We start from the raw sequence: 13,883 nt of genomic DNA on the forward strand, positions 1-13,883 counted from the left end.
GGTGGGTTCGCGGGGGTGTCCGCGGCATGGATGCCGCGGCCAAGCCCCCAGGGACGGGTTCACGGCGTCCCCCGCGAACCCACCCCGCCCGGCCAAGCGCGGCTTTTGCTTCTGGCTTCAGCGACCAACCCACAGCCACGAGGGGCTGTGCCGTTGGCTGAAAACTCAGTACCGCTTGATCCCCGGCACCGTGCAGCCTTCAATCTGCGCATGCGCCGACACCGCATTCTCCTTCTCGCCCCGGGCCAGCCGCGACTGCTCGATCGTCGCCCAGTGCCGGCGGCACAGCGGCCCGGTCTTCGAGCCCAGATCCACGGCCTTGCGCGCGAACGTCTCCGCCTGTGCCCACTGCCCCTGCAGCAGCGCCAGTTCGGCACGCTCCTGCAGCACGGCCGGGTCACCGGCCACGATCTCCAGCGCATGGTCCAGACTGCTGGCGGCACCGGCGAGGTCGTTGGCCTGGCGCTGCGCCTGTGCGGCCAGCCTCAGGTCTTCCACCTGCGAATCACGCAGCGGCTGCACCGACAGTTCCTTGTCGTCCGGACCCGCTGCAGCATCCACGGCCGCCAGGCGCTGCGCCGGCGTGGTGGTATCGACCGGCTTGACTACCGGCGGCGCGCTGCTCACGCAGGCGGCCAAGGCCAGGCTTAGGCCGGTCAGGGCCAGGGGCTGCAGCAGGGTACGCATGTTCATCGGCATCATCGGCTCGGGGGAGAAGTGGTGGCGGCAGGTTCGGCGGGTGCTTCCGGCTTGCGGTCCAGGCCGAACCAGCTGCGCCAGCCACCGCCCTCGCCTTCAGCCTCGCCCTGCCCCTCGGGCGACGCGGCCGGCGCGCACGGCGCATAGGCAGGCGCATAGCCCACCACGAACGGGAAACGGCGCGCGCCGGGGCAGCCTTCATCGGTGCTGTTGAGACCGGTGGGAGCCACCGGCTGCCAATCCAGGCCCTTGTTGCTGACCCGCAATGGCGCACTCGGCAGGCGCTGGAAGATGCCCGACCAGACCCGCATCGCGCCAGTGGCGCCATACAGGCCGGCCTGCTGGTTCTGATCGTTGCCGATCCAGATCACCGCCAGGTGGTCGCCGGTGTAGCCGGCATACCAGCTGTCACGGCCATCGTTGGTGGTGCCGGTCTTGCCGGCTGGCTGCAGACGGCCGAGGCCATCAGCATTGAGCCGCTGCGCGGTACCGCTGGCGACGACCTGCTGCAGGCCGACACTGATCAGGTTGGCGGCAATCGAATCGCCTTCCTGTGCCGGTGCCGGGGTCTTGTCGTAGCGCTTGAGCAGCTTGCCCTGCGGATCGAGCACGCCACGCACGGCGTGCAACGGCTGGATCTCACCACCGGACGCGAGGAACTGGTACAGCTGCGCCATCGCATACGGGCTCTGGTCGGTCGAGCCGAGGATCACCGCCGGATTGGCCTCGGCCTTGATGCCGGCCAGCACATGGATCAGCTGGGTCACGCGCTCGGGGCCGACCTGCATGCCCAAGCGCACCGTCGCCTGGTTGTACGAATGCGCCAGCGCATCGATCAGGCGCACCGTGCCGTGGCTGCGGTTGTCGGCGTTGCCGGGGCTCCAGTTGCGGCCGCGGCCGAGCTGCACCGTCACCGGCGAATCATCGACCCAGCTGGCCAGCGAATAGCGGTCAGGCTGCGCCAGGGCCAGCAGGTACACGAACGGCTTGAGCAGCGAACCGACCGGGCGCTGCGCCTCGATCGCACGATTGAAGCCGACCTCGGACACCTCACGGCTGCCGATCACCGCCAGCACGTCGCCGTTGTGCACGTCGGTCAGCACCATGCCGGCCTGCAGCTCAGGGCGACGCTGGCTTTCCAGCGACTTGATGGTGCGGGTCACCGCGCCTTCGGCATAGGCCTGCGCGGACGGCGACATGCCGGTCATCACGCTCAGGCCCGCGCCCTGCAGCGCAGATTCCGGATAGTCATGCGCAAGCTGCCGGCGGACCAGGTCGACGTAGGCGGGGAAGCGGTTGGCAGCCACCAGGCCCGGTGTCTTGGGCACGCCCAGCGGAGCCTTCAGCGCGCGCTGGTACTCGGCATCGTCGATCAGCGTGGCGTCGTGCAGCTTGCCCAGCACGAAGTTGCGGCGATCCAGCGCGCGTTCCGGGTTGCGCCGCGGGTCGTAGAAGGACGGCCCCTTGACCAGGCCGATCAGCAGGGCGATCTGCTCGGTCTCCAGCGACTGCAGGTCACGCCCGAACCAGAATTCGGCGCCGGAGGACATGCCATGGATCGCCTGGCTGCCGCGCTGGCCCAGGTACACCTGGTTGAGATACGCCTCGAAAATCGTGCGCTTGTCGTAGCGCGCTTCCATGATCAGCGCGTACAGCACCTCATTGAACTTGCGGGTGAGCGTCTGTTCCTTGCCGATGCCAAGCAGGCCGCTGCGGGCCAGCTGCTGGGTGAGCGTCGAAGCGCCCTGGCGGCTCTGGCCACCGGAACGGATCGTCACCCACACCGCGCGCGCGATGCCTGACAGGTCGATGCCGTGATGGCGGTTGAAGTCCTTGTCTTCCACTGCCTGCAGGCCGGTCACCAGCAGGTCCGGCGCCTCGTCCATGCGGATCAGGCGGCGTTCTTCCTGCTTCTGGCCGTACAGCGTGGCGATGCGCGCCGGATCCAGCCGCGCGGCCTTCAGTGCCTTGCGGCTGTCGGCGTCGCGCAGCGAGGCCACGCCGCCATCGGCCAGCGACAGCTCCACCCGGCGCGGCGCCACCCGGCCATCGACGTCGTTGTAGCCACGACTGGAGATCACAAAGCGACCGCCGTTCACCGCATAGGTGGCCGGCTCCTTGCCCTGCCCGTCATCACGATAGGCGGAGGCGGCCAGTTCGGTCTTCAGCGTGGACGCATCCATCGCCTTGCCGGGGGTGAGCACCAGCGGGCGCGCATACACGCGCGTCGGAATCTGCCAGCGCAGCTCGCCGAAACGCTGGGTCACCTGCTGGTTCAGGTACAGCGTATAGGGAATGAGGAAACCCAATCCCAATGCGACCGCAGCCATGCTCCAGGTGATCAGCCGGCGCCGCCACAGCGGACCGCTGTCCTGCTGGTCGTCGTCGAAATCGTCGATGTCGTCGGAATCGTAGCGTCGGGGCACGGGAATGCGAGAATGTAGGGTCTGGCGAGTCTACCCCAGCCACTGCGGCTGGCGAATTCTCCCGGGTTCCCCTGCTTAAGCTGGAGTTGCAACCGGATGGCGATGTCCCTGGCCGAGATCCGATACCTGATCAACCGCCTGTCGGGCCTGGCCCGCCGGAGCCTGGCAAGCCTGCGCACCCGCGGGTGGCGGGCCACCTGGCAACGCATCCGCGTGCACACCCAGCGCGCCGTTCCCGCGCCGCGCACGCCCCTGTTCCTGCCGCCAGCACAGGCTTTCGCCCCCTTCACGGTGCCATTCAGCGAGTCGCCGGAGGTGAGCATCGTCATCCCGGTCTACAACCATGTCGGCCACACCCTGGCCTGCCTCCGCGCCCTGGCGGCACACCCGCCCGCAGCCGCGTGCGAGATCCTGGTGGTGGATGACGGCAGCAGCGACGCCACCGCACAGTGGATGCCGCAGGTGGCGGGGTTGCGCTATGAGGTGCGTGCGCACAACGGCGGCTTCATCGAAGCCTGCAACGAGGGTGTATCGCGCGCACGCGGCCGCTACGTGGTGCTGCTCAACAACGATACGGTGCCGCAGCCGGGCTGGCTCGACGCCCTGCTGGACACCTTCGGCAGCGTCCCCGACGCCGGCCTGGTCGGCAGCCAGCTGCTGTATCCCGATGGCCGCCTGCAGGAATCGGGCGGAGTGATCTTCGCCGATGGCAGTGGCTGGAGCTATGGCCGCTTCGAGGCCGCTGACGACCCGCGCTTTGCCAGCCTGCGCGACGTCGACTACTGCTCCGGTGCGGCGCTGATGCTGCCGCGTACCCTCTGGCAGCAGCTGGACGGCTTCGATACCCGCTACAAGCCGGCGTACTACGAGGACACCGACCTGGCCTTCCGCGTGCGTGCACAGGGCCTGCGCGTGCTGGTGCAGCCGGCCAGCCGGGTGATCCACGACGAAGGCACCAGCAACGGCACCGACACCGGCAGCGGGGTTAAGGCCTACCAGGTGCGCAACCAGGCCATCTTCGCCGCGCGCTGGGCCACCGAGCTGGCCCGCCATCCGGCGGTCGGCGCAGTGCCGTCGCCAGCGCTGCTGCTGCGCGGCCGGCGCCAGGTGCTGATCCTGGACGAGGAAGTACCGCAGCCCGATCGCGATTCCGGGTCGCTGCGCCAGGTCAATCTGATCCGCCTGCTGCTGCAGGGCGGTGCCCACGTGGTATTCGTCCCGACCCGGCGCGAGCATGCCGGCGCGGCGACCGAGGCGCTGCAGCGGATGGGCGTGGAAGTCTGGTACGCCCCCTTCCTGGACGGCGTGGCCGGCTGGCTGCGCAGCCATGGGTCGCGTTTCGACGTGGCGATGCTGGTGCGCCACCACGTCGCCCACGAGTGCCTGCCCCTGCTCAAGCGCTATGCGCCGCAGGCACGAACCGTGTTCGACACGGTCGACCTGCACTACCTGCGCGAACGCCGCGGTGCCGAAGTGGCCGGTGATACGGCGCTGCTGCGCGCAGCAGAACGCACCCGCAGCAGTGAATTGGCAGTGATGGAGCAGTGCGACATCACCGTGCTGGTCAGTGCGGCCGAACGGGAGCAGCTGCAGGCCGATGCGCCGCGGGTACGGGTGGAACTGATTTCCAACCTGCACGAGGTTGCCGGCGCCGGCGCCGTCTACGAGCAACGACACGATCTGGTGTTTGTCGGTGGCTTCCGCCATCCGCCGAACCTGGACGGGATGGAGTGGTTCATCGGCGAGGTCTTCGCCCACATCCGCGCCCAGCTACCGGAGGTACGCCTGCACTGCATCGGCGCCGCGGCGCCGGAATCGTTGCTGGCACTGGCCGCACGCCACCCCGGCGTGCAGATGCACGGCTTCGTCGAAGACATCACGCCCTACATGGACGGCGCGCGCATTGCCATCGCACCGCTTCGGTTCGGTGCCGGCGTAAAAGGCAAGATCAACCTGAGCATGGCCCATGGCCAACCGGTAGTCGGTACCACCTGCGCCGTGGAAGGCATGCACCTGCATCCCGGCCAGGACGTACTGGTGGCCGATGACGCTACCGGTTTCGCCGATGCGGTGGTCCGCCTGTACCAGGACCCGCAGCTGTGGCAGCAATTGTCCGATGCCGGCCTGGCCAACGTCGCCGAACATTTCTCACTCGATGCCGCCCGTGCGACCGTGCAGCGGGTGTTCTTCGCCTAGTCCGCCCGTCCACCGGCGCGGCGCAGGCGATCTTCAAACGGCGGCAGTTCGGCCAGATCCGGCTGCAGCAACCGCGCCTGTTCGGCGGCATGCGCAGCGAAGGCCAGGTCACCGTTACCGAGCCGCTCGCTGCCGATCGCCAGCCAGCGCTGGGCCAACCGCAGCCGCGCCGAGGGCAGTCCGGCTGCGGTCGGTGACAGGGTCTGCCAGGCCTGCAGGCAGGCGCCTGCCGCCTGCACGCGGTTCTGCCGCAGATTGTCGTCGAAGCAGCGTCGGCTGGCGGGCAGCAAGCGTGCGGCGGCTGCCTTCACCCGCGCATCGCGGGGAGCCAGCGACTGGGCTTCGCGTAACGCGTCGAACGCGCTGTGCCCGGGTGGGCTGATCCACTGCCCCGCGCGCTCGGCACGTTCGATCTTCCGCAGGTGGTCGCGCAGCTGGCGTTCGCGCTGCGCCGTGCTGACTGCGGGCTGCTGCAGGGCCCGCTGCGCCTGCTGCGCGCGCTGCAGGCGCTGCGCCAGTTGTTGCCGGACTGCCTGCGAAGCCCCCAGCTCCGCCGCCAGGGCCGCATCACGTTGCGCCGCATCGAACTGAAAGTCGTCGGCGGACTTCTGGCTGCGTGCAACCACTGCCTGCAGGGTCTGCTCACGCCCGCGCTGCGCATTGGAATCATCGGCGGCCACTACCAGCACCGCCTGGAAGCCCTTGGCCGCAGCTTCCAGCTGCTGCCGTCGCAACGCACGCTGCGCCTGCCGCAGGCGCCGGTCGGCGGCGCGCGCGAGGGCCTCCTCGCTCGCCGGTAGATCGGCATGACCAGCATCGAACTGACGGGCACGACGCAGGAGCGCGGCCGCCTCGGCCAACTCCCCTCGCTCCGCCAGCGTGCGTGCCTGCAGCAGCAGGTCGCTCAGCGCATCTTCGCGCCCTTCCAGCGCCGGCAGGTTGTCCGGCTGCAGGGCCAGGATGCGCTGGAACAAGGGCAACGCACTGCTGTCGCCGTCATCCAGGCGTCCGGCCGCGAACGCGTTACGCGCCTGCGCCAACAACGCACCAATACCGGCTCCGGCGCTGCGTCGCGCCTGCAACTGGCGGGCAACCGCATCGGCGTCGCCCTGCGGCACCTGCAGCTCACGGGCCAGTGCCAGAGCCTGCGCGCTGCCGTCCAGGTCATCCGCCTGCAGGCGATCGCGCGCCTGTTGCAGCGCTGCCGCGCCGGTATTGGCCAGGCCCTGGCGCGCCTGCGGGCGATCACCGTCCAGCGCCAGCGCCGCCTGGTAGCGCTCGCGCGCACCACTGCCATCGGCATCGCTCAGGCGCCCAGCCGCCAATGCACGATCCCCCTCAGCCAGCAGCTGTTCGATCTGCGGCTCATCCCAGAACCAGTCTGCCAACGGCTTGCGCAGCAGGACCAGCAGCACGAACACGGCCAGCGCTGCGAGCAGCGCCCAGCGCCAGATCCGGCGCGCATGGCGCGCCTGCAGCCACCACCAACGCCCCTCGCGACGGACGCGGTCCAGCGCAGGGTGTTCAGCGCCATGCGGGCGATGCGGGGGCTCGCGTTCCATGCGTGCAGGGTAGCCGGGGCAGCGTGAAGCTCAGCCGAGGCGACGCGCCTCGCTCACGCCCGGCAGCGCATCGAGCTTGCCCAGCAGCGTCGACAACTGCCCGTAGTCACTGACCTTCAGGCGCAGCCGAAGGTGGGCACGGCCACTGTTGCGCACGTTGTCACTGTGGATGTCGAGCACGTAGGCGTCTTCCTGGGCGATCAGGTTGGTGATGTCCTTCAGCAGCCAGCGGCGATCGACCGCATCGACCACCACGTCCACCTCGTAGCCGCCCCCGGCCTGGCCCCACTCCACCGGCAGGATGCGCTGCGGGCTGCTGGCCGCCAGCCGGGCCAGCGCGGCGCAGTCTGCACGATGCACGGTGACACCCCGGCTACGGGTCAGGTAGCCGATGATCGGCTCGCCGGCCACCGGCTGGCAGCAGCGTGCCAGCTGCACCAGCAGGTTGCCCACGCCCTGCACGGTGAACTTGGACTTGCCCAGGTTCTCGCGGCGCGCGGTCGGCCGCGGCAGGGCCGGTGCGGGTGCGGGCTGGCTGGCGGCACGCTCCGCCTCCAGCAGCGCACGGCTGACCTGGTTCGGGCCGGTATCGCCCAGCGCCACCTGGATGTACAGGTCATCGACGCTGTCGGCATGGAACTTCTTCGCCGCCACGGCCAGGTCCGCGTGCTGCAGGCCCAGCCGCTTCAGCTCGCGCTCGAGCAGCTCGCGACCGGCCTGCACGTTGCGCGCGCGGTCCAGCTTGTGGAACCAGCTGCGCACTTTTTCGCGCGAGCGGTTGCTGGCCAGGAAGCCGTTGGCCGGCATCAGCCAGTCGCGGCGCGGATCGGCCTCCTTGCCGGTCAGGATCTCGACGCGGTCGCCGCTGCGCAGGCGGTAGGTCAGCGGCACGATGCGGCCGTTGACCTTTGCGCCGCGGCAGCGGTGCCCGACCATGGTATGCACCTGGTAGGCGAAATCGAGCGGGGTAGCGCCCTGCGGCAGGTCCAGCACCTCGTCCTTCGGGCTCAGCGCATAGACCCGGTCCTCGGTCAGCTCGGCATCAAGCGCCCCGGCCAGTTCATTGCCCTGCCCGTCCTGCGCCTGTTCCAGCAACTGGCGCATCCAGGTGATCTTGCGGTCGAAGGACTTCTCCGCGCCCTTGCCACCTTCCTTGTACTTCCAGTGCGCGGCCACGCCCAGCTCGGCCTGCGAGTGCATCTCGTGGGTACGGATCTGCACTTCGATGGTGCGCCCTTCCGGGCCGACCACGGCGGTGTGCAGCGAGCGATAGTCATTGGCCTTGGGCCTGGCGATGTAATCATCGAACTCGCTGGGTACCGGTGCCCACAGCGCGTGCACCACGCCCAACGCGGCATAACAGGCGGCGACGTCGTCGACCATCACGCGCACCGCACGGATGTCATACAGCTGGTCGAAGGCCAGCCGCTTCTTCTGCATCTTCCGCCAGATGCTGTAGATGTGCTTCGGGCGGCCGCTGACTTCGGCCTTGATGCCCTGGGCGACCAGCTCGCGCGACAGCACCTTCTTGACGTTCTCGACGTAACGCTCGCGGGCGATGCGGGTTTCATCCACCTCGCGGGCGATGCGGCGGTAGGTTTCCGGTTCCAGGTGGCGGAACGCCAGGTCCTCCAGCTCCCACTTCAGCTGCCAGATGCCCAGCCGGTTGGCCAGGGGCGCGTGGATGTCGCGGGTCAGCTGGGCCAGCGCGCGGCGCTGCTCCTCGTCCAGCTTGTCGGCCGCGCGCATCCGCGCCAGCTGCCGTGCCAGCAGGATTGGCACCACGCGCAGGTCGCGGATGATCGCCAGCAGCAGCCGGCGCAGGCCTTCGCTGTTGCGCCCCGCCTCACGGCCGGCGTGCAGCGCCCACACCGGGTCGGCCGCATCCTGGCCATCCAGCAGGCCGATCACCGCCGCCTTGTGGTTGCCCAGCGGCAGCTGGTCCAGGCTGGCGCGCAGGCCCGGCAGGTCGAACAGCAATGCGGCCACCACTGCGCCTTCATCGGCCGAGAGCATCGCCAGCGCATCGAGGGTATCGCCCAGCACCGACCAGGTGGCACGCATCTGGTGCTCGCAATCCGGCGCTTCCCAATGCTCACGCAGGGCCTGGCGCAACGGAGCAGGCAGCACCGCTGCCGAGGGACGGTTCAACAAGGCATCCAGGCCAGGGACGGAAGCGCGGTTCACAGCATCGAGCAGGCAAGACAGAGGCCCCTACACTAGCGCCGGCGCCGTTCAGGGACAATCACTGCACCCACCATCACCCGGCATGAAGACATGCCGCTACACTCGCCCACACACCCAGGAGAGACCCGCCATGCCTTCGATTGCCCCGCGCGTCCGTCCACGGCTGCTGGCCTGTGCCGCCGTGCTGCTGTCCCTGTCCGCGCCTGCGCTGGCCCAGCGCGTGGTGGAGGGCGACCTGCAGCAGCAGATGTCGCCCTCCGAGTTCAAGGCCGCCGGCCTGGACAAGCTCAGTGCCGGTGAACTGGCCACGCTCAACCGCTGGCTGCAGGGCAAGGTCGAGGCGGCCACCACCCAGGCCGTCGCCGCAGCGCGCGAAGAAGGCCGCCAGGAAGTGATCAAGAAGAACCGCGGCTTCCTGGACTTCGGCAGCAGCGAACCGATCGAAAGCAACCTGCAGGGCGAATTCCGTGGATTCGGCCAGGGCCGCCGCTACGTGCTGCAGAACGGCCAGGAGTGGGAGCAGATAGACGCCACGCACTATTCCGGTGGCCGCAAGGACGCCCCGGGCGTCAGCATGCGCCCAGGGGTGATGGGCGCCTGGTATATGAAGGTGGACGGGGTGAACGTGCAGCCGAAGGTTCGCCGCACCAAGTAACGCCCGGCATTCCGGCCATGCCGGCTCCCTGCCCGGCCGGCCACGGTCGCCCGACGGGGCGACCGTGGCGCGCTCAGGCCTGGCGCAATGCAGCCACGCGCTGCGCCAGCTTCTTCGCCGAGATACCGGTGCGTGCACCCAGCTCCTGCGCGAACAGCGATACCCGCAGTTCTTCCAGATCCCAGCGCAGTGCCTGCCATTGCGGGCGATCACGCAGGCCCTGCTGCTCGCCCGCCTCCAGCGCTTCCAGGAACGGATGCAGTTCCAGCATGCGCGCCTGGTCACGCGGCGGATCACGCTTGGCACGTTCGGTGCGCAGGATCATCGCCTTCAGATAGCGCGGGTACTGCGCCAGCGCGTCGGCCGGCGTGTCGCGCAGGAAGCCGGGGTGGATCAGCCCGGCCAGCTGCGCTTCCATGTCGTCCAGGTTGCCGCGCGCCCAGCCCATCAACGGCGCTTCCAGCATCGGCTTCAGCTCCGCCACCAGCGCCAGAATGGTCTCGGCCAGCTTCAGCCGCGACATCGCCTCGCCAAACAGGGCCTTGGCGGCGTGTTCGCGACGCTGCTCGAACGCCGTCGCATCGCGGATTTCCTCCAGGCCCTCGGCCAGCACCGCGTTCATCGCCGCATCGACCAGGTCACCACGCAGCCGCTCCTGCGATTCGATCGCGGCATACAACAGGCCGGTCTTGGCACCGACCGGCAACTGCTTGCGTGCCTGCTTCACCTTCTCGGCCAGGGCGATCTCCAGCAGGCGGCGCACGCCCAGCGGATGGGCGTCCTGCGCCTGCTGGCGATCGGCGAAGATGCGCAGCGCCACGCTGTCGCCCTCGTCCAACAGCGCCGGATAGGCTGGCACGCCGGCTTCACCGGGTACCTGCAGCGGAATCGGCGTGGCCGGGAACGTGCGCAGGCCGTCAGCCGCCATCTCGCGCCCGGCACGCGCGGCGAAGGCATCGCCAGCACGGCCACCGAATTTCGCGCGCAGCGCTTCCAGATCACGCGAGGTGGCAAGCACCTTGCCCTGTTCGTCGCGCAGCCGCAGGTTCATGTGCAGGTGCGGCTCGATCGAACCCGGCTCGAAATCCAGTGCGGTCACCGTCGCGCCGGTCGCACGTGACAGGAAACGCGCCAGCTCGCCAGTGATGGCATCAGCGCTGGGCTGCGGGAAGGCCTCGTAGAACGCGCGACCGAAGTCCGGCGCCGGCACGTAGTTGCGGCGCATCGCCTTTGGCAGGCTGCGGATCAGTGCCGAGGCCTTGTCGGCGACAAAGCCCGGCGCCAGCCAGCCCAGCTGCACCGGATCCAATGCGTTGAGCAGGTGCAGCGGCACGTCCAGGGTCACGCCATCGTCGTCGGCCCCCGGTTCGAAGCGGTAGTGCAGCGGCAAGCGCGCCTGGCCCAGCGCCAGGTACTTCGGATAGCGCTCCTGTTCGCTGCCCTCACCGGGCAACAGGTCTGCCAACGACCAGTGCAGCGCCTTGCGCTGCTCCGGCGCCAGCCCTTTCCACCAGCTATCCAGTCCCGCCGCCGAGTGGATCTGCGGCGGCACCCGGTCCAGGTACCAGCGTGCCTGCCAGTCTTCGTCGGCAACGATGCCGGCGCGGCGCAGCTTGGCTTCTTCCTCGCGCGCGACCTCCAGCACCTTCTGGTTGTCGGCGACGAAACTGGCACGGGTATTGATCTCGCCGGTCACCAGCGCCTGGCGCACGAAGATGTCATGCGCCTCGCCCGGCGCGATGCGGCCGTAATGGACCGGTTTCTTCGGTGCCAGCACCAGGCCGAACAGGCTGATCTGCTCGGACGCCAGTACCTGGCCCTGCGCGCGCGACCAGTGCGGGTCGAAGTGCTTGCGCAGCAGCAGGTGCGGCAGTTCGGCGATCACCCAGTCCGGCTCGATCGCGGCCAGGGTCATGCCCCATACCTTCTGCGTATCCAGCAGGTTGGCCACCAGCAGCCACGGCGGTGGCCGCTTGGCCAGCGCCGAACCGGGGAACGGCAGGAAGCGGCGCTGGCGTGGTGCCTGGAAATCGCCCTTCTCGGTGCGGTGGCCGATCTGCGTCGGCAGGCCCGCCACCAGCGCCCGGTGCAGGGTCTGGTAGGCAGCGGCACGCACGCGTTCGCTGAAGCCGCCGCCGGCGGGCGCCTGTTCCTTCTGCGCGCGCACGGCCACCGGTGCCGGTGCGGCCTCGGCCTTGCCTTCGCGGGCCAGGCGCGCGGCACGATGCAACTGGCCGCGGGTGGCCTTTACTGAGGCCGCGTCATCACGTGCCGGTGCCGGCGCACTGCTGCCGGCCAGCAGCGGTGCCATCGATGCCTCGCTGGCCTCTTCCTTCCAGCCCAGTTCCTCGCACAGCAGCCGCAGCTGGCGATGCAGCTCGCGCCACTCGCGCATGCGCAGGAAGCCGAGGAAATGACGTCCGCACCAGTCGCGCAGCTTGGACTGGGTCAGGTCTTCGTGGGCCTGCCGGTAGGCATCCCACAGGCGCAGCACGCCGACGAACTCGGAGCGGCCATCGGCGAACTGCGCATGCGCGTTGTCGGCGGCACCGCGCGCTTCCGGCGGGCGTTCGCGCGGGTCCTGGATGCCCAGGAACGAGGCAATCACCAGCATCGGCCGCAGGCAGCCTGCAGCCTGTGCGGCCACCAGCATGCGCGCCAGCTTCACGTCCACCGGCAGGCGTGCCATCTGCTTGCCGATGGTGGTCATGCGCCGCTCGGCATCGATCGCGCCCAGCTCGGTCAGCTGCTGCCAGCCATCGGCAACGGCACGCTCGTCCGGCGCCTCCAGGAACGGGAACTCCTCGATGCGGCCCAGGCCCAGCTGCAGCATGCGCAGGATCACGCCGGCCAGGCTGGAACGGCGGATTTCCGGATCGGTGAACTCCGGCCGCGCCTGGAAATCCGCCTCGGCGTACAGGCGGTAGCAGATGCCTTCGGCGATTCGGCCGCAGCGACCCTTGCGCTGGTTGGCGCTGGCCTGCGAGATCGGCTCGATGTGCAGGCGATCCAGCTTGTTGCGCGGGCTGTAGCGCTTGACGCGGGCGAAGCCCGGATCGACCACGTAGCGGATGCGTGGCACCGTCAGCGAGGTCTCGGCCACGTTGGTGGCCAGCACGATGCGCCGGTTCGGCCCGGGGTTGAACACCCGGTCCTGGTCCTGGTTGGACAGGCGCGCGTACAGCGGCAGCACCTCGGTATTGCGGTACTTGCGCCGTTCCAGCGACTGGTGCGCATCGCGGATCTCGCGCTCGCCCGGCAGGAAGATCAGCACGTCGCCGCGTGCGTCCAGGCGGGTGATCTCGTCGACAGCCGACACGATGGCATCGTTGACGGTGCGTTCGCCCTGGTCTTCGCCCTCGCCTTCCAGCGCGCGGTAGCGCACTTCCACCGGGTAGGTGCGGCCTTCGACGCTGATCACCGGTGCGTTGTCGAAATGCTGGGCGAAGCGTTCGGTGTCGATGGTGGCCGACGTGACGATCAGCTTCAGGTCCGGGCGCTTGCGCAGCAGCTGCTTCAGGTAGCCCAGCAGAAAGTCGATGTTGAGGCTGCGTTCGTGTGCCTCGTCGACGATGATCGTGTCGTAGTTCGACAACCAGCGGTCGCTGGCGATCTCCGCCAGCAGGATGCCGTCGGTCATGAACTTGATGCGGCTGTCGTCGCTGACCTTGTCATTGAAGCGTACCTGGTAGCCCACCAGCTGGCCCAGTTCGCTCTGCAGTTCCTGCGCCACGCGGCTGGCCACCGCACGTGCGGCGATCCGTCGCGGCTGGGTGCAGCCGATCATGCCGGCCTGGCCACGGCCTGCGGCCAGGCACAGTTTCGGCAGCTGGGTGGTCTTGCCCGAACCGGTTTCACCGGCGATCACCACCACCTGGTGGTCGCGGATCAGTTTGATGATCGCGTCGGCTTCACGCGCAATCGGCAGCTGCGGGTCCAGAGTAATGGACGGCTGCTGTTGCGCCCGCACCTGCCGGCGCTGCACCGACGCCTGCAAGGCCTGCTCGAAAGTAGCGGCCAGTGCCGCATCCTGCGGCTTGGCCTGGCAACGCGAGAGCATTCCCAGCAAACGGCCCCGGTCGCGGCTCATGGCGCCGTCGATGGCGGCGCGCTGTTGGCGCAGGCGGGGCGATGGATTTTTATCGATAGAGTTCATCA

Annotated in this window: 7 protein-coding genes; 2 read left to right on the forward strand and 5 right to left on the reverse strand. The window is 69.0% G+C overall.

Translation table 11 applies throughout. The annotated features are described in order from the left end of the window. Window positions 1-165: 165 nt before the first annotated feature. Both AC10QF_RS16960 and mrcB read right to left on the reverse strand, forming a co-directional pair. Window positions 166-702, reverse strand: coding sequence for a hypothetical protein (locus tag AC10QF_RS16960; protein ID WP_050562713.1), 537 nt, complete (start codon window positions 700-702; stop codon window positions 166-168). Next, window positions 699-3,125 carry a penicillin-binding protein 1B gene (gene mrcB / locus AC10QF_RS16965; protein WP_069139358.1) on the reverse strand — a complete coding sequence of 809 codons (2,427 nt, stop codon included), beginning with the start codon at window positions 3,123-3,125 and terminating at the stop codon, window positions 699-701. The genes AC10QF_RS16960 and mrcB overlap by 4 nt, the downstream gene beginning before the upstream one ends. 96 nt (window positions 3,126-3,221) lie before the next feature. Between mrcB and AC10QF_RS16970 the strand changes: the two genes are divergently transcribed. Continuing rightward, on the forward strand, window positions 3,222-5,321 hold the full coding sequence (locus AC10QF_RS16970; protein WP_494542561.1) for a glycosyltransferase: 2,100 nt from the start codon (window positions 3,222-3,224) through the stop codon (window positions 5,319-5,321). Here the strand turns inward: AC10QF_RS16970 and AC10QF_RS16975 are convergent. Continuing rightward, window positions 5,318-6,883 carry a hypothetical protein gene (locus AC10QF_RS16975; RefSeq protein WP_329848153.1) on the reverse strand — a complete coding sequence of 522 codons (1,566 nt, stop codon included), beginning with the start codon at window positions 6,881-6,883 and terminating at the stop codon, window positions 5,318-5,320. The genes AC10QF_RS16970 and AC10QF_RS16975 overlap by 4 nt on opposite strands. Before the next feature lie 30 nt (window positions 6,884-6,913). Beyond that, on the reverse strand, window positions 6,914-9,070 hold the full coding sequence (locus AC10QF_RS16980; RefSeq protein ID WP_032954415.1) for a RelA/SpoT family protein: 2,157 nt from the start codon (window positions 9,068-9,070) through the stop codon (window positions 6,914-6,916). Between the two features lie 130 nt (window positions 9,071-9,200). On the opposite strand from AC10QF_RS16980, the gene AC10QF_RS16985 reads away from it, so the two are divergent. Continuing rightward, the gene (locus AC10QF_RS16985; protein ID WP_053500608.1) at window positions 9,201-9,725 is read left to right on the forward strand and encodes a hypothetical protein; all 525 of its coding nucleotides are present in this window, start codon (window positions 9,201-9,203) and stop codon (window positions 9,723-9,725) included. Window positions 9,726-9,798: 73 nt separating this feature from the next. Here the strand turns inward: AC10QF_RS16985 and hrpA are convergent, their stop codons facing one another. Then, the gene (hrpA, locus tag AC10QF_RS16990) at window positions 9,799-13,881 is read right to left on the reverse strand and encodes an ATP-dependent RNA helicase HrpA (protein WP_065185415.1); all 4,083 of its coding nucleotides are present in this window, start codon (window positions 13,879-13,881) and stop codon (window positions 9,799-9,801) included. Window positions 13,882-13,883: the final 2 nt, after the last annotated feature.

It is taken from the genome of Stenotrophomonas maltophilia complex sp. Om-AH-Sm3 (genome assembly GCF_059337855.1).